Source organism: Stutzerimonas stutzeri (genome assembly GCF_009789555.1).
GTDB lineage: Bacteria > Pseudomonadota > Gammaproteobacteria > Pseudomonadales > Pseudomonadaceae > Stutzerimonas > Stutzerimonas stutzeri_R.
In genome coordinates, this window is the sequence record NZ_CP046902.1 from 3,966,317 (window position 1) to 3,985,098 (window position 18,782).

Here is an 18,782-nt window from a genome sequence, read left to right on the forward strand (position 1 = left end):
AGCCGCAACCACCCGCAGCAGCAAGCGTCAGCCGCGCGTGCGCTCCGCCGGCCGTCTGGCACCGGCGACCAGTTTATCCACGGCACGCGCTGCCGCCACCATGCCGAAACTGGCGGTGACCATCATCGCTGCACCGAAGCCGCCGGCACAGTCGAGTTTGACACCCTCCCCGACGAAGCCCTTGCTCTGGCAGACACTGCCATCCGGCTTGGGGTAACGCAGTTGCTCGGTGGAAAACACGCAGGGCACGCTGTAGGTGCGCCCCGGTGTTCGCGAAAAGTTGTATTCGCGCCGCAGCAACGAGCGCACCTTCGCCGCCAGCGGATCGTTGAAGGTCTTGTTCAGGTCGGCGACCTGGATCTGCGTCGGGTCGACCTGCCCGCCCGCGCCGCCGGTGGCGATGATCTGAATCTTGCGCCGCTTGCACCAGGCGATCAGCGCCGCCTTAGCCGGCACGCTGTCAATGCAGTCGATGACGCAATCCATCTGTTCGGTGATGTATTCGGCCATGGTCTCGCGGGTGACGAAATCGGCGATCGCGTGCACCACGCAGGCCGGATTGATGGCACGGATACGCGCGGCCATCTCGTCCACCTTGGGCCTGCCCACCGCACCCTCGAGCGCATGAATCTGCCGGTTGGTATTGGTGATGCAGACATCGTCCAGATCGAACAGGCTGATTTCGCCAACGCCGCTGCGTGCCAGCGCCTCGGCCGCCCACGACCCGACGCCGCCGATACCGACCACAGCCACATGCGCCGCCGCCAGCCGCTCAAGGCCGACAGCACCGTAGAGACGTGCGATACCGCCGAAACGCTGATCATCGATAGACATGCCGACACCCCAGAAAAACGTCGGGCGATTATAAGGGCTTCACGCTTGTCCACACAGGGGCTGGCTGCTGCAGCCGATGCGCGTCAACCATCAGCCAGCGGCCACGCAAGCCACGGCAGAGCGCCGCTTTTGCTTTAATATGGCGCTCTTTTTCCCGCTTGTCTCGGAGCCGTGATGACCGCCGCCGCCCTCTCTCCCACCCTCGAACTCGCCTGCGAGCTGATCAACCGGCCTTCGGTGACCCCGTTGGACGAGGGCTGCCAGCAGTTGATGAGCGAACGCCTCGCGGCCTGCGGTTTCAGTGTCGAGCCGATGCACATCGAGGACGTGGAAAACTTCTGGGCGATTCGCGGCAACGACGGTCCGGTATTGTGCTTCGCCGGTCACACCGACGTAGTCCCCACCGGTCCGCTGCAAGCCTGGCAGAATCCGCCTTTCGCGGCGCGTATCGACGAGCACGGCATGCTCCACGGGCGTGGCGCAGCCGACATGAAAGGCAGCCTGGCGTCGATGATTATCGCGGTGGAACGTTTCACCACTGACCATCCGCAGCACAAGGGCCAGATCGCCTTTCTGATCACCAGCGACGAGGAAGGCCCGGCCCATCACGGCACCAAGGCGGTCGTCGAACGCTTGCGCGAGCGTGGCCAGCGGCTGGACTGGTGCATCGTCGGTGAGCCTTCGAGCACCACGCAGGTAGGCGATGTGGTGAAGAACGGCCGCCGGGGGTCGCTTGGCGGCACCCTGACCGTACGCGGCCAACAAGGGCATGTCGCCTATCCGCATCTGGCCAGGAATCCGATTCACCTTGCCGCCCCGGCCCTCGCCGAACTGGCCGCTGAACATTGGGACGATGGCAACGCGTTCTTCCCCCCGACCAGCTTCCAGATTTCCAACCTGAATTCAGGCACTGGCGCCACCAATGTCATCCCCGGCACGCTGGAAGCGGTGTTCAATTTCCGCTTTTCCACCGAGTCCACGGTCGAAGGCTTGCAGCAGCGCACCGCGGCCATCCTCGACAAGCATGGCCTGGACTGGAGCGTAGACTGGGCGCTGTCCGGCCTGCCGTTTCTGACCGAGCCTGGCGAGTTGCTCGATGGCGTGGCCGCAGCGATCCGCCAGATCACCGGGCGCGAAACCACGCCGTCCACCAGCGGCGGCACCTCCGATGGCCGCTTCATCGCCACCCTCGGCAGCCAGGTCGTCGAGCTTGGCCCTGTCAACGCCACCATTCATCAAGTCGACGAGCACATCCTCGCCAGCGACCTCGATGTGCTGACTGAAATCTACTACCAGACCCTGGTCAACCTGCTCGCATGCTGATCTGTCCCATCTGCCGTGACGCGCTGAGCGTGATCGATACTGGCGTCGCCTGCCCGGCCAACCACCGCTTCGACCGGGCACGCCAGGGGTATCTGAACCTGCTGCCGGTGCAACACAAGAACAGCCGCGACCCGGGCGACAATCTCGCCATGGTCGAGGCCCGTCGACGCTTTCTCGACGGCGGCCACTATGCGCCGCTGGCCGAGCGCCTGGCGCAGCTGGCGGCTGAGCGCTCGCCAAATAGCTGGCTGGATATCGGTTGCGGCGAAGGGTATTACACCGCGCAGATCGCCCAGGCGCTGCCGAATGCAGATGGCTACGCGCTGGACATCTCGCGCGAGGCAGTCAAGCGCGCTTGCAAGCGCGCGCCGAGCCTGCAATGGCTGGTCGCGAGCATGGCCCGGATACCCTTGGCCGATGGCAGCTGCAATCTACTCGCCAGCGTATTCAGCCCGCTGGACTGGACCGAAGCCCGCCGCCTGTTACCCCCTGGAGGGGGCCTGCTGCGCATGGGGCCGACCCGTGAGCATCTGTGGGAACTGCGCGGCCTGCTGTACGACGAAGTACGCGACTATGACGATGAAAAGCATCTGTCGCTGATCCCTGACGATATGCATTTGGCACACAGCGAAACCCTGAGCTATGAGTTGCAATTGGACAGCGCCGAAGCGCGTGCCGATCTGCTGGCGATGACACCACATGGCTGGCGCGCCAGTGCCGAACGCAGGACTGCGGTGATCGACTCGCCACTCAAGGTTCGGGTTGCGATACGCTACGACTGGATTGAGCGTGACCAGCGGTAAGCTGCTGCAACCGGCAACATCGACACTGCACGCGTATCATCTGGCGCGGCCATCATGGCCTCGCCGGCTCATTTTCCAAGGCTGCAACCACCACCGACAAGGCCATCGCCCATGCGTCAACCGGACATCGAGATTTACCTCAGGGACGCCAGCCAGGACGCCGTCACCCAATGGCTGACCCGGGCAATCGGCCCCTGCACGCCTTGGCAACCCAAGGGCAAGACGTTCAAATGCAAGGCTGGCGACATTCCGGTGACCTGGTTACCCAAAGCGGTCGGCAAATGGCACAGTCTGTTGCTTGAAAGCGACACCACCCCCTGGGAGGACGATGTCGCCTGCGCGCGCGCGGCTCACCAGACGCTGGGCGTAGAAATCCGCTGCGCACCGGGCGGCTGGCAGGAGGATGAATCTCTCGAAGATGCCGATCGCTGGATCAGCATCAGCGAGCGCGGCGAAGCGGAGATCGTCTGGCATACGGACTGAGTGGCTGCACCGGATCGACGGTTTCAGCTCAGCGCTTACCGCTAGCCACAGCACCTTCCCCCGACGTCGACCGCGCAGAGACGCGCGATCGCCAGCGGATCGCTTTGCTTCGATCGGTTATTCGGCACGGCCAATCGGAAAGAATTGGCCATCGCTCCAGACCCCCAGCCAGCTACCGTCATCGAGCTCGCGCGGCACAGCCAGCTCCACCAGTTGATAGAAGACGTTGCGATGGATCAGCGCTTCGAGGTTGGCGCGTACATGCACATAGGGCGCCGGCTCCTGGCTGTCGGGATCGAATTCGACCCGCATCGGATGCTCCGGACCCGCTTCGGTTTCATCGCCGACATTGGTGACGAAGCGAAGCACCTGCGCCTCGCCGCTGCCCTCGACCTTCAGCTCGACCGCCACGAAGGGGGCGTCATCGACCGTGATGCCAACCTTCTCTACCGGAGTCACCAGAAAGTAATCGTCGCCGTCGCGCCGGATCACCGTGGAAAACAGCCGCACCATGGCAGGTCGTCCAATCGGCGTACCCATATAGAACCAGCTGCCGTCGCGTGCGATCCGCATGTCGAGATCGCCACAGAACGGCGGGTTCCACAAATGCACGGGTGGCAAGCCCTTGTGCTCGGCTTTCGGAATCTGGCCCAGCAGATTCGCGGCTTTTCCAGAATCGCTCATGTGCGCTCCTTTAGCGACCGAGCCCTGTCAGCCGCCGGGCGTAGTCGCGCAAGGGCGGTCCCAACAAGGCCTGAGGCGTCGCGTCATAAATGTTCAGCAACCCGCCGCGGCTGCGAATCCGTGCCGTATCGACCAGATACCGATTCCCGGTCTCGATCAGCATCAGCTGAACCACACTGGTGTCGACCCCTAGCCGGTCGAGCGCACGCTGATCGTTGAGTTCGTCGAAACTGCCGATGCGGTCGTCTGCCGCGGCAAAACGCGTGTACAACAAGTAATGGGCACCAACAGCCGTCGCCTGGTTCAACGCTTCTTCCAAACCGGCCGGTTCCGGTGCGCGACGAACAAGCGGAAAGTATTCGACAAAGCCTTTGAACGTCTCTTCCGCCACCACGTTCGGCCGCGGATAAGCATTGCCGGGAGGCACGAAATGCCCCTGGGCGATGTAGATGAAGGAGTCAGGCTGCAGACGCCACGACGCGGACCTTCGGGTCTCGCTGTGATCGAGGACACCCGCGTCTCGCAATTGATAACGGGTGCCCTCGGCCATGTCACTGATTTGCATGCACCCGCTCAGTACCAGCGCGGCTGCGATAAGGCTGAGGCTCTTCATTTGTGCTCCTGCTGCTGACGGAAAACCGGCGTATAGCGAAGCAATGCAGCAAACAAGCCAGCTCTGCGTACACCTGCATGACAGGTCGCGCTGCGGCCGTTGCCGATACCGGAATCGGGCCGCGCGATCATTGCCAGCCGCGCCCCATCGCGAGGCGCACCCGCGTTGCCAGGCGTGACGATCTGTCAGTCGCGCTTGCGCTTGTTGCCCATGCGCACGCCAATGTCCATCAGGAATTGGAAGAAGCCTTCCTGATCCTCCAGCACATTGCTCCAGAACGGCGAGTGATACAGCGCCACCGCGCCGTGGACCAGGGCCCAGGCTGCGCAGTAGTGGAAATACGGCGGCACGTCTTCAAGCTTGCCTTCGGCAATACGACCCTTGATCAGTTGGGTCAGATGATCGAAGTTGGACGCGCGGATCCGATGAAGCTCCTCGACCATGTCCGGCACCTGGTTGCCCTTGACGACCTTTTCTTCGAGGCGATCGAACAGGCGATAGCGCTGCGGGTCACGCATCCGGAACTCGAAATAGGCGCGCGAGAGCGCCTCCTTGTCCTGGTCGAGGCTGGGTGAATGCAGCAATTCATTCAGGTCCCGCTCGTAGTCGAGCATAAGCCGCAGGTAAATCTCGGCCTTGGATTTGAAGTGCTTGTAGATCGTGCCTTTGCCGATGCCCACCCTGTCGGCGATCATCTCGACCGTGACACTGTCTTCTCCTTGATCGAGGAACAGCTGGAGCGCTGTATCTAGAATTTCTTGCTCGCGACGGCGAAATTCGCGGACCTTCCGAGGTTCATTCTGCATAAGAGGCTGCGGCGTGGAATCGAAGCAGATGATTATGCCCATCTGGTCAGAAAATGCACGGAACATCTCTCATGAGTTCACTGAGTGACGAATTTCCGCAAATCGAAGGTTTGCGATACCTGAATCACGCGGCTGTCGCGCCCTGGCCTCGACGCGCCAGCGAAGCCGTCATGGCCTTTGCGCAGCAGAACATGACCCTCGGTGCGCGCGACTATCCGCAGTGGCTGGCCGTGGAAACTCGCCTGCGCGAGCGTCTGCGCCGGTTGCTCAACGCGCCGACGACGGCCGACATCGCACTGGTCAAGAACACCTCCGAGGCCCTGTCCTTCGTGGCATTCGGGCTGGATTGGAAGCCAGGCGACCAGGTCATCATCAGCGATGAGGAGTTTCCATCCAATCGGGTCGTCTGGGAGGCGCTGCAACCGCAGGGCGTCGAAGTGATACAGGTCAGCCTCAAGGGCGACGATCCGGAAGCCTCGCTACTGCAGGCCTGCGGCCCCAAGGTGCGCCTGATGGCCATCAGCGCGGTGCAATATGCCAGCGGTCTCAGGCTCGATCTGCCCCGGCTCGGCGAGGGCTGCGAGCAGCGCGGCGTGCTGCTGTGCATCGACGCGATCCAGCACCTCGGTGCGCTGTCGTTCGACGTTCAGCAGTACCGGTGCGCCTTTGCGATGGCCGATGGGCACAAGTGGCTACTGGGCCCGGAGGGGCTCGGTGTTTTCTACTGCCGCAGCGACCTGCGCGCCAGGCTGAAGCTTCATGAGTATGGCTGGCATATGCTCGAACATGCCGGCGATTACGATCGCAGCGAGTGGCAGCCGGCGCGTAGCGCGCGTCGCTTCGAGTGTGGCAGCCCGAATCTGCTCGGCGCCATGGCGTTGGATGCGAGCCTGTCGCTGCTCGAAGACGTCGGCATGAGCGAAGTAAGCCGGGCGCTTGCCGAGCGCATCGCTCATCTGCAGCGCGAGCTGGCGGCCATGCCCGGCGTCGAGCTGTTGAGCCCGACCGCCCCGCTTCGACAAGCCGGCATCCTGACCTTCAGGGCCGACGGTTGGGAAAACGCGGCATTGTTTCAAGCGCTCAAGACGGAGCAGATCGTCTGCGCCCTGCGGGGCGGCGGAATACGTCTTTCACCGCACTTCTACACTAGGCCGGCGGTCGTCGAACAGACATTGGCGGTGATACGCGACGTGCTTGCAAAGTGAGCGATCAAGGTGCGCGCAAGTATTCCAAATCCGTTTTAAAAAGCACACCAATCGCCCGGCAGAGTTGCCGATCCGGGCCAATACTTCAGGCACTGGCCGCGCAATCCCCCCAATGCTCGGCCAGCTGAGGGAGCGAGGAACGTGACCTCATACTCCTAATGGTCTTGGCCCGGCTCCTCGCGACGCCGGGTTTTTTTTGCCTGCCTGGGCTACGGCTTCCATCAGCGACATGTGGTGCGTCGGCTGTATTGCCGAAGCCGGAAGCAGAGCCAGATGAACAGCACCCAGAACGGCATGGCGATGATCGACGTCCTGAGACCCGGCATCCAGAGCATGATCGCGGCAATCAGTACCACGAAGGCCAGGCACAGGTAGTTGCTAAAGGGAAACCAGAACGCCTTGAACGACGGCTCGACACCCTGCGCCGTCATGGCCTTGCGGAACTTGAGGTGCGCGAGGCTGATCATCGCCCAGTTGATCAACAGCGCCGCGACTACCAGCGACATGAGCAATTCGAGGGCGGTGCGCGGCAGCAGGTAGTTCACCAGCACGCAGAGCATGGTCACCAGCGCCGACAGCGCGATGGCCAGGACCGGAACCCCACGACGATTCACGGTCATCAATACCCTGGGCGCGTCGCCCTGCTCGGCCAGGCCATACAGCATCCGACTGTTGCAGTAGACACCGCTGTTGTAGACCGAAAGGGCCGCCGTCAGCACCACGAAGTTAAGGATGTGCGCCGCGGTGTCGCTGCCGATCAGCGAAAAAATCTGCACGAAGGGGCTACCGCTGTAGGGGTCGCCCGCTGACCCCAGGGTCTGCAACAGGCTGTCCCAGGGATACAAGGCCAGCAGCACGCTCAACGCACCGATGTAAAAAATCAGAATGCGGTAGACCACCTGGTTGATCGCCTTCGGGATGACGGTCTTTGGGTCCGAGGCTTCGGCAGCGGTGATCCCCACCAGCTCCAGCCCGCCGAAGGAAAACATGATGATCGCCAGCGCCATGACCATTCCGCTGACGCCGTTGGGGAAGAAACCGCCATGGCTCCACAGGTTGCTGAAGCTGGCCTGCTCGCCGCCCGCGCCGCTGAACAGCAGGTACAGCCCCAGGGCGATCATGCCGATGATGGCGCCCACCTTGATGATTGCGAACCAGAACTCGGTCTCGCCGAAGGTCTTCACGTTCACCAGGTTGATCAGGTTGATCAGCACGAAAAAAGCCGCCGCGGTCGCCCAGGTCGGCACCTCTGGCCACCAGAACTGAACGTATTTGCCAACCGCCGTCAGCTCGGCCATGCCCACCAGCACGTAGAGCACCCAGTAATTCCAGCCTGAAAGAAAGCCCGCGTAGGGCGTCCAATACTTATGGGCGAAATGGCTGAAGGACCCTGCCACCGGCTCCTCGACGATCATCTCGCCAAGCTGTCGCATGATCAGGAAGGCGATCAGCCCGCCAATGGCGTAGCCAAGGATCATCGACGGTCCCGCACTGCGGAGCACGCCGGCCGAGCCCAGGAATAGCCCGGTGCCGATAGCGCCGCCCAGAGCGATCAGCTGGATATGGCGGTTTTTCAGGCCACGTTGAAGCGGCCCGGTTTGCAGCGTTTCGCTGGACATGACGTCACCTTGACTGGTCTGTGACGGGTGAGCGGCACGGCCCGTGACGGCCGAACGGATGCCTTGCGTACGCAAGCCGGCAATCAGGCGCGCACACCGAAGCGGCGCGGATTGTACACGTCATCGGGGGACGAGGCTCGTCGGGCGCGCGCCCTCGAATGAGCCACCTCGCTCAGCCCTTGACCCGCGTCAACGGGAAGAGTCGCTTGAAGTTGTCCGTGGTCTGCTCGGCCAGGACCTCGAAGTCGACACCGCGCAACGTCGCCAGACACTCAGCGACCTCACGCACGTACTGCGGCAGGTTCGGCTTGCCCCGGTAGGGAATCGGAGCCAGATAGGGCGAATCCGTCTCGACGAGCAGGCGATCCGCCGGGACGCGACGGGCCACGTCACGAAGCGCATCGGCATTGCGGAAGGTCACGATTCCGGACAGCGAAATGTAGAAGCCGAGATCCAGCGCGGCTTTCGCCATGTCCCAGTCTTCGGTGAAGCAATGCAATACACCGGCCTGCGGCAATGCCGCCTCGCGGAGCAGTTCCAGGGTGTCGGCACGGGCCGCCCGAGTGTGGACGATCACTGGCTTGCCGCAAATGCGAGCCGCTTGCAGGTGCAGACGGAACGATTGCTGCTGCAGCTCGGCGGCTTCCGGCTCGTAATGGTAGTCCAGCCCGGTTTCGCCAATCGCCACGACCCCAGGCGCGTCCAGCTCGCCCAGCAACCAGTCCAGCGCGGGTTGCGCTCCGGGCTCCAGATCCAACGGATGCACGCCTACCGAGCAATCCACATCGTCATAGCGCTGTGCAAGGGCCTTGACCGCCTCGGTATTTGCCGCGCTGACGCCTATACAGAGAAAATGCCCGACCCCGCGCTGACGTGCCGCATCCAGCGCGGCATCGAGGGACCCGCCGTGCACGGCGAGATCGAGACGATCGAGGTGGCAATGCGAGTCAACCAGCATGGCGTATTACCTGAAACAGAAAGCGCGCCATTGTAGAGCAAAGCAACCATCAGGGCGCAGCCAGGTCAGGCTGATGCCGGCGTGAGGATACGTTGGGAAGACGCGATAGCGCGAAGCGAAGGGTCGCGACGGCGGTGCTACATGGTATGGGTGGGTCGATCGGACTTCATGGCACCGGCCAGATAGGTTTCGATCTTGTTGCGGGCAGTCGAATCGCCCTCGTTGAACTGCACGCCGACACCCGCGGCACGGTTGCCCTGGGCGCCCTTCGGCGTGATCCAGACGACCTTGCCGGCGACCGGGATTTTTTCCGGCTCGTCCATCAGGCTCAGCAACATGAATACCTCATCGCCGAGTTTGTAGCTCTTGTTGGTGGGAATGAACAACCCCCCATGCTTGATGAACGGCATGTAGGCTGCATAGAGCACCGACTTATCCTTGATGGTCAGGGACAGAATGCCGTTACGCGGACCCAGGTTTGCAGGCAGGCTCATGCGGTTTTCCTAGCAACAGTTCCGGAGGATTCTAGCGTGGCTCGGGCAAGCTTGCCCACTGCACCAGGAGCGCTTCGAGAAGCAAGACACGGTTGAGATTGGCTTTACCCAGCACTTTCTGTCGATGGGCCAGCAACCAATCCTGAAACGCCAGCAGCTTGGCGGGTGAAGTCTTCTGCGCCACGTACTGAATGACCTTCTGCATATCGGCAGCACCGAGCCCCGCTTCATCGCCGGTCATCTGGTAACGCAACAGCAGGTGCGCCCATTCGCAGAACCAGTCGAACAGCAGGATCAGCGACAGTGGGTTCCAAGCCTCGGCCAATTGACTGGGAGACTGCTGTCGCTTGATCAGCTTCTTGACCCCCTCGACCACCTGCACACGCATTTCCAGCACGCCGATTTCGTGGAGCTTGATCGCCTCTAGGGGCGAGTTGGCCGCCAGCGTCAGCAACTCCTCGCGCTGCGTCGGGGAAAGGTCCGGGAGCCTGCCTGCAAGCCAGTCCAGGCTCTGCTGACGGTCGGGCAAAGGGCAGCCTTGCTGTACGCAGCGACTTTTGATCGTTGGCAGAAGCCGACTGGGCTGATGGCTGATCAGCAGCAGAACGGTGTTGCCGGCGGGCTCTTCGAGACTCTTGAGCAGCGCATTGGCCGCGTTCAGGTTCATGGCCTCGGCTGGCTCGAGCAGAACCACCTTGCGGCCACCGAGCTGCGCGGTCTGGGTGACGAACCCGACCAATTGGCGGACCTGATCGACACGAATGGCCTTGTCGGCTTCTTCCGGCTCCAGAATGTAGTGATCGGGATGCGTGTGGGCAGCCAGCAGCATGCAGCCCTTGCAACGCCCGCAGGCCCCGCTCGGTGCAGGCTGCTGGCACAGCAGAAGCGCCATGAGTTGTTCGGCCAGCGCGCGCTTGCCGATGCCGGCGGGACCGTGCAATAGATAGGCATGGGCGTGCTGCTGACGGCCCGCCAGCAATTGCCAGAGGCCGGCCTGCCAGGGGAGGATGCCGTCAGCCACGGGCACGTTCCAACAGCTCCGGCAAGAGCGCATCCAGATCCTGCTGCACCATGGCCAGCGACTGAGCCGCATCGAGCACCCGGTAGCGCTGCGGAACCTGACGGGCACGACCGAGATAAGCGCTGCGCACGGCCTCGAAGAAATCCAGGCCTTCCTGCTCGAACCGATCGAGGCGCCCACGCGCAGCGGCGCGGCCCAGACCGATTTCGACCGGCAGGTCGAAAATCAGCGTCAGGTCGGGGCGCATATCACCCTGCACGAAGCATTCGAGCTGTTCGATACGCGCCAGGCACAGACCGCGTCCTGCGCCCTGATAGGCATAGGTGGCATCGGTGAAGCGGTCGCACAGCACCACGGCACCACGCGCCAGCGCTGGCCGTATGACTTCGGCGAGGTGCTGCGCACGCGCCGCGAAGACCAGAAGCAGCTCGGTGTCGCTGTTCATGGGCTCATCCGCGGGCGTCAACAGCAGCTCGCGGATACGCTCGGCCAGCGGCGTACCGCCGGGCTCGCGGGTCAGCACGACATCCAGACCGCAATCACGGAGGCGCTGGGCGAGGTAGTCGCGATTCGTGCTCTTGCCCGCCCCTTCGGGTCCTTCCAGGGTAATGAAAAGTCCTGTCACTGGATATTCTCGATCGGTGCCGGCGCTGGCCGGGGCGGTGGGCTGGAGCGATAGTCGGCGCGGCGCTTGAGCTGGTATTCGCGCACGGCACGATTGTGCTCGCTCAACGAGTCACTGAACACATGGCTGCCGTCACCCCGCGCGACGAAATAAAGGCTTTTGCCGTCGACCGGATGCAGGGCGGCATGGATGGCTTCACGACCGACCATGGCGATCGGCGTCGGCGGCAGCCCGCTGTTGGTGTACGTGTTGTAGGGCGTGGGCGTGCGCAGGTCATTACGGGTGATTCGCCCGCGATATTGCTCGCCCATGCCATAGATGACGGTCGGATCCGTCTGCAGCAGCATGCCCCGCTCCAGACGACGAACGAACACACCGGCAATTTCCCCGCGTTCAGACGGTACGCCCGTTTCCTTTTCGATGATCGACGCCATGATCAGGGCCTGATAGGCATCCTGGTAAGGCAAGCCTTCGCTGCGCTGCTGCCACTCGTCGGCGAGCACGGCTTCCAGGCGAGAAAAGGCCCGCTGGAGCAGCTCGAGGTCGGTCACGCCCCGTGTAAAGCTGTAGGTGTCCGGAAAGAAACGCCCTTCGGGGTGCAGGTCCGCCTGGCCGAGCCGCGCCATGACTTCGGCGTCCGAAAGTCCTTTCAATGTCTGCTCGATCGTGGGCAGCGCCTCCAGCGCGGCGCGCACCTGACGGAAATTCCAACCTTCTACGATGGTGAGGGTGTGCTGGACAACCTCCCCTCGCTGCCACAACCCGATCATGTCGCGCACGGTCATTTCCGGACGCAACCGATACTCGCCACTGTGCAGCGTCTGCCCGGACAGCTTCAACCGCCAGTGCAATCGCAACCAGAACGAGTCGCCCAGCATGCCGTCTCGCTCCAGGCGTTGAAACAGCCCGCTGGGCGTGTCGCCGGGCGCGACTTCCAGCGTTTGCGCTGCATCCAGCCGCAACGGCTGCTCCAGCGCGGCGTAGAGTTTCCAGGCAACGAGGCCGAGCGCCAGCACGGCAATCAGCACGGCACCCAAGAGCGCGAAAGACAATTTTCGGATCACGTATTACTCGACAGATCGGCTACCAGGCGTTGAAGTTTACGTGTGAGCGGACCCACCGGCCAGACGCGGGCTTCCAATTGCCGCACCGGCCAGATGCCGTAGAGACTGTTGCAGACGAACACTTCGTCGGCATCGAGCAGTCGTTCGAAGGAGATATCAAGGACCTGGGTGCGAATGCCCGCGTCTGCGGCACGTGACAGGAGGATTTCCCGCATCACGCCAGCGACACCACACCGCGCCAGCGAGGGCGTGAGCAGGACATCGGACGCCACAATGAAAATGTTGCTGAACACGCCCTCGATGACCCGTCCGGATACGTCACGCATCAGGCCCTCCGCGAAAGCAGCGTCCTGCCACTCTGCACGCGCCAGCACTTGCTCCAGGCGATTCAGGTGCTTCAGCCCCGCCAGCGCTGGCTGCTCGGCCAGCCGGGTCGCGCAGGGATAGACGTGTATGCCCTGATCGGCGTATTCGAACGGGAAGTCGGGTAGCGGCGAGCCGGTGATGACAATGCGTGGCCGACAGGCGGCCGGCGGCGCATAGCCACGCTTACCGTCACCGCGCGTCAGGATCAGTTTGGCTACGCCAGTGCCGAGCGTCGCGCTGAAGGCGAGCATCTGCGAACGGAGCGCTGCCAGGTCGCCGGCGATAGCCAGACGCTGGCAGCCGCGACCCAGACGATCAAGGTGATGATCCAGCAGCGCAGGTCGCCCGCCCACCACTTTCATGGTTTCGAACAGACCGTCGCCGTACGCAAGCCCCCGATCATGGACGGGCACCCCATCAGCGGGTTGCCCGTCCACCCAGGTCAATGTCACTCGACGAACCGACTGAAAACCAGCGAGCCGTTGGTGCCACCGAAACCGAAGGAGTTGGAAACGGCGACATCGATCGTCCTGGGCTTCGCTTCATGCGGAACGAAGTCCAGGTCACATCCCTCATCGGGCTCGTCGAGGTTGATGGTCGGCGGTGCGACCTGATCGCGAATGGCAAGCACACTGAAGATCGCCTCGACCGCGCCGGCAGCGCCCAACAGGTGGCCCACCATGGATTTCGTCGAACTGACCGACAGCTCATAGGCATGGCTGCCAAACACGGTTTTTATCGCGGCGGCCTCGGCCTTGTCGCCGGCCGGCGTCGAGGTGCCATGCGCGTTGATATAGCCCACCTGAGCGACATCGATCCGGGCATCGACAATTGCGTTGCGAATGCAGCGCGCGGCGCCCGCGCCATCATCGGGCGGCGAAGTCATGTGGAACGCATCGGCACTCATGCCGAAACCGATCAGCTCGGCATAGATCTTCGCGCCGCGCGCCTTGGCATGTTCGAGTTCTTCCAGAACCAGTGCGCCGGCACCGTCCGACAATACGAAACCATCGCGGCCCTTGTCCCACGGACGGCTGGCCGCGGCCGGATCGTCATTGCGAGTGGACAAGGCTCGTGCAGCAGCGAAGCCGCCGATACCAAGACCGCTGGCGGCCATTTCGGAGCCGCCGGCAACCATTACGTCAGCCTCGCCATAGGCGATGTTGCGTGCGGCCATGCCGATGCAGTGGGTGCCCGTGGTGCACGCCGTGGCAATGGCGTAGTTCGGACCTTGCAGCCCCAGGTGAATCGACAGAAAGCCGGACACCATGTTGATGATCGATCCCGGTACGAAGAAGGGCGAAATACGCCGAGGTCCCTGCTCGATCAAGGCCTTGCAACTGTTTTCGATATTGGTCAGGCCGCCGATGCCTGAACCCATCGCGACACCGATGCGCTCGCGATTGGCATCGGTGATCTCCAGACCGGAATCGCGCACCGCCTGAAAGCTGGCGGCCAATCCGTACTGGATGAAAAGGTCGAGCTTGCGAGCTTCTTTGGCTGGCAGATACTGCTCGACGTCGAAATTCCTGACCGATCCGCCAAAGCGGGTGGAATAGGCGGAGAGGTCCATATGTTCTATCAGGCCGATACCACTGCGGCCGGCGAGAATCCCCTGCCAGCTGCTTGGCACATCGTTACCCAGCGGCGATAGCATGCCCATCCCGGTGATTACGACGCGTCTACGCGACACAGCAATTCTCCTTACATGTATTCGACTCGCCCCACGCCGCCCGCATTCGCAACGGACAAGAGCCAGCCCTCACAGGCATCGCACGCACGCGCGCGACCAGCTGAATTCAACTAACTCAAACAAAAGCCGCACTGCCCGTTCAAGGCAGTGCGGCTTACTGGTTCGAAGCAGGATTACAACTTACTGCGCGTGCGCGTTGATGTAATCGATCGCTTCCTGAACAGTGGTGATCTTCTCGGCTTGCTCGTCCGGGATTTCGGTCTCGAATTCCTCTTCCAGAGCCATCACCAGCTCAACGGTGTCAAGGGAGTCGGCACCCAGGTCTTCGACGAAGGAAGCGCTGTTGGTGACTTCCTCTTCTTTGACGCCAAGTTGCTCGGCAACGATTTTCTTGACGCGTTCTTCGATGGTGCTCATACCTTGTTTTCACTCCTATGGAAAAATCAGGCAGCTGGTCTGCGCGGTAGTGTATAGAAAGCGTTTTCCGCATTTCAAGCTGAAAGCAGGCAAGCATGAACCTGCTTTCAACCATCTGTCTATAAACGAACCGCAGTTTTATAACGAAACTAATCAGCCGTTATGACTGCATACATGCGTTGGGCGTCACATTAGCTCATGTACATACCGCCGTTCACCGGAACCGTGGCTCCAGTGACATAGGCGGCGCCGTCAGAAGCCAGGAAAGCGACGACCTTGGCAATCTCTTCCGCCTGACCAAGACGACCCAACGGGATCTGTCCCAGCAAAGCGTCACGCTGAGCCTCTGGCAGCTCACGCGTCATGTCTGTATCGATGAAGCCCGGCGCCACGGCGTTGACTGTAATACCGCGCGAGCCGACTTCACGGGCCAGCGCACGGCTGAACCCCTCGAGTCCGGCCTTGGCTGCGGCGTAGTTTACCTGCCCAGCGTTACCCATGGCACCTACCACGGAACCGATACTGATAATTCGTCCCCAACGGGCCTTGGTCATGCCACGCAGGACGCCCTTGGTCAGGCGGTACAGGCTGCTGAGATTGGTGTTGATGACATCATGCCATTCATCGTCTTTCATCCGCAGCATCAGATTGTCGCGAGTGATGCCCGCATTGTTCACCAGGATAGCCGGCTGGCCGAGGTGTTGCTGGATGTGTTCCAGCGTGGTGGCCACGGATTCGTCACTGGTGACATCCAGTACAAGCCCGGCGCCTTCAATACCGTTTTCCTTGAGCGTCTCGGCGATGCGCTCGGCACCCGAGGAGGACGTGGCCGTGCCAATCACGATAGCGCCCTGACGACCAAGCTCCAGCGCGATGGCCTGACCGATACCTCGGCTTGCGCCTGTTACCAGGGCAACCTTGCCTTGCAGATTCATACGTTTCTCCTTGTTCAGGCCAATGCGCCACGAGTGGCGGCAAAGGCTTCTGGGGTGTCCAGATTGTAGGTGTTGATGCCCTTGACGCAGCGCTTGTTGAGACCGGACAGCACCTTGCCCGGACCGCATTCGACCAAATCGGTCACGCCCTGGGCATTCAACGCGACAATGGTCTCGACCCAGCGAACCGGGCTGTAGAGCTGAGCCAGGAGATCATGCTTGAGCGTATCGAGGTCCGATACGATCGCCGCACTGACATTCTGGACCAACGGAATCCCAGGCGCCTGCCACGCGGCCGCCGTGACGGAGTCCGCGAAGCGCTCGGCCGCCGGGCGCATCAGCGCACAATGTGACGGCACGCTGACGGGCAGCGGCATCGCGCGCTTGGCGCCCTTGGCCTTGCAGACCTCGATGGCTCGCGCCACGGCGGCGGCGCTACCGGCGATCACGACCTGGCCAGGCGCATTGAAATTGACGGCGCTGACGACTTCGCCCTGCGCCGCTTCGTCACAGGCCGCCAGCACATCGGCATCGTCCAGACCAAGGATCGCCGCCATACCGCCAGTACCAGCCGGAACGGCTTGCTGCATGAGCTGGCCCCGCAACTCAACCAACTTCACGGCGTCAGCGAACGGGAGGCTGCCCGCTGCAACCAGCGCAGAATACTCACCCAGACTGTGACCTGCGACGAAGGCTGGTTGTGCCCCACCCTCGGCCGACCACAGACGCCAGAGTGCAATCGAGGCGGTGAGGATGGCAGGCTGGGTCTTGTCGGTCTGATTCAGTTGCTCCTCGGGGCCCTGCTGGGAGAGTGCCCAGAGGTCGTAGCCGAGCACGGACGATGCTTCAGCGAAGGTATCGATCACCAGGGAATGCTGGGCGCCATGCTCGGCAAGCATGCCAAGGGCCTGGGAGCCCTGCCCCGGAAAGACGAATGCAAGTGATGCGGACATGAAACGGCTCTCTTGTGGTTGTTCGTCAGAAAGAATACGCCACGAGGACGCACCGAATTGTCAGTTGGATGACGACCCGCCGGTGGTGGTCACATCACCGGCGCCGTCTTGCGACCGATTGGTCACGAGTAGCTGCTCGAGGCGGCTATGCAGCAGCTCCGGCAGATTGCGCTCCACGTCATGAGCTGCGCGCAGGATAGCCGATCGGAAACCCTCGGAACCTGCACTGCCGTGACTTTTCACGACAATACCCTGGAGCCCGAGAAAGCTCGCGCCATTGTATTGCGCAGGCCTCAGATCGCTGCGCAGCTGCCGCAATAATGGCAGGGCCAGCGCGCCCACGAGGCGCGAAACCAGTGACCGGCGAAAAAGAGCCTCGACGCGCAAGCCGACCATATGCGCCAAACCTTCACTGGACTTGAGCAGGATATTGCCGACGAAGCCATCGCACACCGCCACATCCGTCTCACCGCGAAACAGCCCGTCGCCCTCGACGAAGCCGCAGTAGTTGATGTCGCCTGCCTGCTGCAGAAGCGCGGCAGCCGCCTTGACCTGCTGGTTTCCCTTGATGTCTTCGGTGCCGACATTGAGCAACGAGACGCGCGGCTGCTCGATACCGAGGCTCTGCGCTGCAACGGACCCCATCACCGCGAACTGGTAGAGCTGTTCGGCCGTACAATCCACGTTTGCGCCAAGATCAAGCAGCAGGCACGCACCATCGAGCGTAGGGATAGCCGTGGTCATGGCCGGCCGGTCGACCCCCGGCAACGTCTTCAGTACATGGCGGGCAAGCGCCATCAAGGCGCCCGTATTGCCAGCGCTGACGCATGCCTGGGCCTGACCGTCGCGCACCAATTCCAGGGCGACGCGCATGGAGGAGCGCGGCTTGCCACGCAAGGCCTGCGTCGGACGCTCATCCATCCCGATCACTTCATCGGCATCGACAATCGTCAGGCGAGCGCGATCCACAACCCGGTGGCGGGCAATGATTTCTTCGAGAACAGAGGATTGGCCAACCAGGGCCAGATGCAGCGAGGGGACTTCAGCCAGACAGTGGAGACTGGCCGGAACAATGCAGTGGGGACCGAAATCCCCACCCATTGCATCGATCGCTATGATCGGAGCAGACAAGATTTACTCGTCAGCGCCCTTGTCGATCACTTTACGACCACGGTAGAAACCTTCCGGGGAAACGTGGTGGCGCAGGTGTACTTCGCCAGTGCTCTTTTCCACGGACAGGGCGTTCGGCTCGAGCGCGTCGTGCGAACGACGCATGTCACGGGCGGAACGGGATTTTTTGTTCTGCTGAACAGCCATTGGGATCAACTCCTAAACGTTTGGGTCACGCTTTAACTGAGCCAGTACGCTGAACGGGTTGGACCGCGATACCTCGTCCTCATTCGGCTCGGGCTCATCAGGCCCAGCCGGCGGCTGGCAAACTTCTTGGTCATGGAGTGGAACAATCGGAAGAGCGAGCAGAAGCTCCTCTTCAACCAGCGCCAGCAGATCCAGAGGATCCTCTCCCACTTCCAGCACGTCGTAGCCCTTGGGCAGGTGCTGGCTGCTCGACCCTTCATTCACCACGGCATAATCGCATGCGCTGTGAATAGGCAGAACAACCGGCTCCAGACAACGCTGGCAAATCATCGTGACCTCAACGTCCAGCTCGCTATGGATAACCAGAGTCCGCTGCTCGTCGCGCCCAAAGTCGAAACTGGCGCGCACCACACCCTTGTCGTCCTCAAGAGGATCGACGAGCCGCTTCAGCTCGGACAGTTGCAGCTCACCCTTCAGGGTGGCCGCTCGGTCTGCGAGCTTGCGCGGGTCAACGTGCGGAGGTATTGGTCCTTTCAACATAAGCGCGGCATTCTAGGGATGCGCCCCTC

General features: G+C 62.2%; 22 protein-coding genes. 4 read left to right on the forward strand and 18 right to left on the reverse strand.

Annotated features, from left to right (window positions below; all coding sequences use genetic code 11):
- Positions 1-27 precede the first annotated feature (27 nt).
- A complete protein-coding gene (gene tcdA / locus GQA94_RS18345; RefSeq protein WP_158189355.1) occupies positions 28-834 on the reverse strand; it encodes a tRNA cyclic N6-threonylcarbamoyladenosine(37) synthase TcdA in 807 nt (268 codons plus the stop codon).
- A 174-nt stretch (positions 835-1,008) separates the two neighbouring features.
- On the opposite strand from tcdA, the gene dapE reads away from it, so the two are divergent.
- From dapE to GQA94_RS18360, 3 genes are all read left to right on the forward strand, one after another.
- Positions 1,009-2,157, forward strand: a complete 1,149-nt coding sequence (dapE, locus tag GQA94_RS18350; RefSeq protein ID WP_158189356.1) for a succinyl-diaminopimelate desuccinylase — start codon at positions 1,009-1,011, stop codon at positions 2,155-2,157.
- On the forward strand, positions 2,151-2,960 hold the full coding sequence (locus GQA94_RS18355; RefSeq protein ID WP_158189357.1) for a putative RNA methyltransferase: 810 nt from the start codon (positions 2,151-2,153) through the stop codon (positions 2,958-2,960). The genes dapE and GQA94_RS18355 overlap by 7 nt, the downstream gene beginning before the upstream one ends.
- 111 nt (positions 2,961-3,071) lie before the next feature.
- On the forward strand, positions 3,072-3,443 hold the full coding sequence (locus tag GQA94_RS18360; protein ID WP_158189358.1) for a hypothetical protein: 372 nt from the start codon (positions 3,072-3,074) through the stop codon (positions 3,441-3,443).
- A gap of 117 nt (positions 3,444-3,560) precedes the next feature.
- On the opposite strand, the gene GQA94_RS18365 is transcribed toward GQA94_RS18360, so the two are convergent.
- The 3 genes from GQA94_RS18365 to GQA94_RS18375 form a co-directional block, all read right to left on the reverse strand.
- Entirely contained in the window at positions 3,561-4,127 is a 567-nt protein-coding gene (locus tag GQA94_RS18365) for a DUF1285 domain-containing protein (RefSeq protein ID WP_158189359.1), read from the reverse strand.
- Positions 4,128-4,137: 10 nt separating this feature from the next.
- Positions 4,138-4,740 (reverse strand): DUF4823 domain-containing protein, encoded by a 603-nt coding sequence (locus GQA94_RS18370; RefSeq protein ID WP_158189360.1) that lies wholly within the window; start codon positions 4,738-4,740, stop codon positions 4,138-4,140.
- 185 nt (positions 4,741-4,925) lie between these two features.
- Positions 4,926-5,546 (reverse strand): TetR/AcrR family transcriptional regulator, encoded by a 621-nt coding sequence (locus GQA94_RS18375; RefSeq protein WP_025241028.1) that lies wholly within the window; start codon positions 5,544-5,546, stop codon positions 4,926-4,928.
- A gap of 71 nt (positions 5,547-5,617) precedes the next feature.
- On the opposite strand from GQA94_RS18375, the gene GQA94_RS18380 reads away from it, so the two are divergent.
- The gene (locus GQA94_RS18380) at positions 5,618-6,751 is read left to right on the forward strand and encodes an aminotransferase class V-fold PLP-dependent enzyme (protein WP_158189361.1); all 1,134 of its coding nucleotides are present in this window, start codon (positions 5,618-5,620) and stop codon (positions 6,749-6,751) included.
- Between the two features lie 221 nt (positions 6,752-6,972).
- On the opposite strand, the gene GQA94_RS18385 is transcribed toward GQA94_RS18380, so the two are convergent.
- The 14 genes from GQA94_RS18385 to GQA94_RS18450 form a co-directional block, all read right to left on the reverse strand.
- Complete coding sequence (locus GQA94_RS18385; RefSeq protein WP_158189362.1) at positions 6,973-8,370, reverse strand: amino acid permease; 1,398 nt, start codon at positions 8,368-8,370, stop codon at positions 6,973-6,975.
- A gap of 172 nt (positions 8,371-8,542) precedes the next feature.
- Positions 8,543-9,328: a TatD family hydrolase gene (locus tag GQA94_RS18390; protein ID WP_158189363.1), complete on the reverse strand. Its 786-nt coding sequence runs from the start codon at positions 9,326-9,328 to the stop codon at positions 8,543-8,545.
- Between the two features lie 137 nt (positions 9,329-9,465).
- Positions 9,466-9,822 carry a PilZ domain-containing protein gene (locus GQA94_RS18395; protein WP_025241024.1) on the reverse strand — a complete coding sequence of 119 codons (357 nt, stop codon included), beginning with the start codon at positions 9,820-9,822 and terminating at the stop codon, positions 9,466-9,468.
- 31 nt (positions 9,823-9,853) lie between these two features.
- Positions 9,854-10,876 carry a DNA polymerase III subunit delta' gene (locus GQA94_RS18400; RefSeq protein ID WP_158189364.1) on the reverse strand — a complete coding sequence of 341 codons (1,023 nt, stop codon included), beginning with the start codon at positions 10,874-10,876 and terminating at the stop codon, positions 9,854-9,856.
- Positions 10,836-11,468 (reverse strand): dTMP kinase, encoded by a 633-nt coding sequence (gene tmk, locus GQA94_RS18405; RefSeq protein ID WP_158189365.1) that lies wholly within the window; start codon positions 11,466-11,468, stop codon positions 10,836-10,838. Before tmk ends, GQA94_RS18400 begins: the two co-directional genes overlap by 41 nt.
- The gene (gene mltG, locus GQA94_RS18410; RefSeq protein WP_158189366.1) at positions 11,465-12,532 is read right to left on the reverse strand and encodes an endolytic transglycosylase MltG; all 1,068 of its coding nucleotides are present in this window, start codon (positions 12,530-12,532) and stop codon (positions 11,465-11,467) included. Before mltG ends, tmk begins: the two co-directional genes overlap by 4 nt.
- Positions 12,529-13,344, reverse strand: coding sequence for an aminodeoxychorismate lyase (gene pabC / locus GQA94_RS18415; RefSeq protein ID WP_158190162.1), 816 nt, complete (start codon positions 13,342-13,344; stop codon positions 12,529-12,531). Before pabC ends, mltG begins: the two co-directional genes overlap by 4 nt.
- Before the next feature lie 2 nt (positions 13,345-13,346).
- Positions 13,347-14,591: a beta-ketoacyl-ACP synthase II gene (gene fabF / locus GQA94_RS18420; protein WP_158189367.1), complete on the reverse strand. Its 1,245-nt coding sequence runs from the start codon at positions 14,589-14,591 to the stop codon at positions 13,347-13,349.
- A 180-nt stretch (positions 14,592-14,771) separates the two neighbouring features.
- Complete coding sequence (acpP, locus tag GQA94_RS18425; protein ID WP_003283670.1) at positions 14,772-15,008, reverse strand: acyl carrier protein; 237 nt, start codon at positions 15,006-15,008, stop codon at positions 14,772-14,774.
- 191 nt (positions 15,009-15,199) lie between these two features.
- Positions 15,200-15,943, reverse strand: coding sequence for a 3-oxoacyl-ACP reductase FabG (gene fabG / locus GQA94_RS18430; protein WP_158189368.1), 744 nt, complete (start codon positions 15,941-15,943; stop codon positions 15,200-15,202).
- A 14-nt stretch (positions 15,944-15,957) separates the two neighbouring features.
- A complete protein-coding gene (fabD, locus tag GQA94_RS18435) occupies positions 15,958-16,896 on the reverse strand; it encodes an ACP S-malonyltransferase (protein ID WP_158189369.1) in 939 nt (312 codons plus the stop codon).
- 60 nt (positions 16,897-16,956) lie between these two features.
- Complete coding sequence (plsX, locus tag GQA94_RS18440; RefSeq protein WP_158189370.1) at positions 16,957-18,027, reverse strand: phosphate acyltransferase PlsX; 1,071 nt, start codon at positions 18,025-18,027, stop codon at positions 16,957-16,959.
- A 3-nt stretch (positions 18,028-18,030) separates the two neighbouring features.
- Positions 18,031-18,213, reverse strand: coding sequence for a 50S ribosomal protein L32 (gene rpmF, locus GQA94_RS18445; RefSeq protein ID WP_019342480.1), 183 nt, complete (start codon positions 18,211-18,213; stop codon positions 18,031-18,033).
- Positions 18,214-18,225: 12 nt separating this feature from the next.
- Entirely contained in the window at positions 18,226-18,753 is a 528-nt protein-coding gene (locus GQA94_RS18450; RefSeq protein ID WP_158189371.1) for a YceD family protein, read from the reverse strand.
- Between the last annotated feature and the right edge of the window lie 29 nt (positions 18,754-18,782).

Excerpts from the sequence above, each read along its gene's own strand:
- tcdA (WP_158189355.1), bottom strand. The coding sequence starts at position 834 with ATGTCTATCGATGATCAGCGTTTCGGCGGTATCGCACGTCTCTACGGT.
- dapE (WP_158189356.1), top strand. The coding sequence starts at position 1,009 with ATGACCGCCGCCGCCCTCTCTCCCACCCTCGAACTCGCCTGCGAGCTG.
- GQA94_RS18355 (WP_158189357.1), top strand. The coding sequence starts at position 2,151 with ATGCTGATCTGTCCCATCTGCCGTGACGCGCTGAGCGTGATCGATACT.
- GQA94_RS18360 (WP_158189358.1), top strand. The coding sequence starts at position 3,072 with ATGCGTCAACCGGACATCGAGATTTACCTCAGGGACGCCAGCCAGGAC.
- GQA94_RS18365 (WP_158189359.1), bottom strand. The coding sequence starts at position 4,127 with ATGAGCGATTCTGGAAAAGCCGCGAATCTGCTGGGCCAGATTCCGAAA.
- GQA94_RS18370 (WP_158189360.1), bottom strand. The coding sequence starts at position 4,740 with ATGAAGAGCCTCAGCCTTATCGCAGCCGCGCTGGTACTGAGCGGGTGC.
- GQA94_RS18375 (WP_025241028.1), bottom strand. The coding sequence starts at position 5,546 with ATGCAGAATGAACCTCGGAAGGTCCGCGAATTTCGCCGTCGCGAGCAA.
- GQA94_RS18380 (WP_158189361.1), top strand. The coding sequence starts at position 5,618 with ATGAGTTCACTGAGTGACGAATTTCCGCAAATCGAAGGTTTGCGATAC.
- GQA94_RS18385 (WP_158189362.1), bottom strand. The coding sequence starts at position 8,370 with ATGTCCAGCGAAACGCTGCAAACCGGGCCGCTTCAACGTGGCCTGAAA.
- GQA94_RS18390 (WP_158189363.1), bottom strand. The coding sequence starts at position 9,328 with ATGCTGGTTGACTCGCATTGCCACCTCGATCGTCTCGATCTCGCCGTG.
- GQA94_RS18395 (WP_025241024.1), bottom strand. The coding sequence starts at position 9,822 with ATGAGCCTGCCTGCAAACCTGGGTCCGCGTAACGGCATTCTGTCCCTG.
- GQA94_RS18400 (WP_158189364.1), bottom strand. The coding sequence starts at position 10,876 with ATGCGCTCTTGCCGGAGCTGTTGGAACGTGCCCGTGGCTGACGGCATC.
- acpP (WP_003283670.1), bottom strand. The coding sequence starts at position 15,008 with ATGAGCACCATCGAAGAACGCGTCAAGAAAATCGTTGCCGAGCAACTT.
- fabG (WP_158189368.1), bottom strand. The coding sequence starts at position 15,943 with ATGAATCTGCAAGGCAAGGTTGCCCTGGTAACAGGCGCAAGCCGAGGT.
- fabD (WP_158189369.1), bottom strand. The coding sequence starts at position 16,896 with ATGTCCGCATCACTTGCATTCGTCTTTCCGGGGCAGGGCTCCCAGGCC.
- rpmF (WP_019342480.1), bottom strand. The coding sequence starts at position 18,213 with ATGGCTGTTCAGCAGAACAAAAAATCCCGTTCCGCCCGTGACATGCGT.
- GQA94_RS18450 (WP_158189371.1), bottom strand. The coding sequence starts at position 18,753 with ATGTTGAAAGGACCAATACCTCCGCACGTTGACCCGCGCAAGCTCGCA.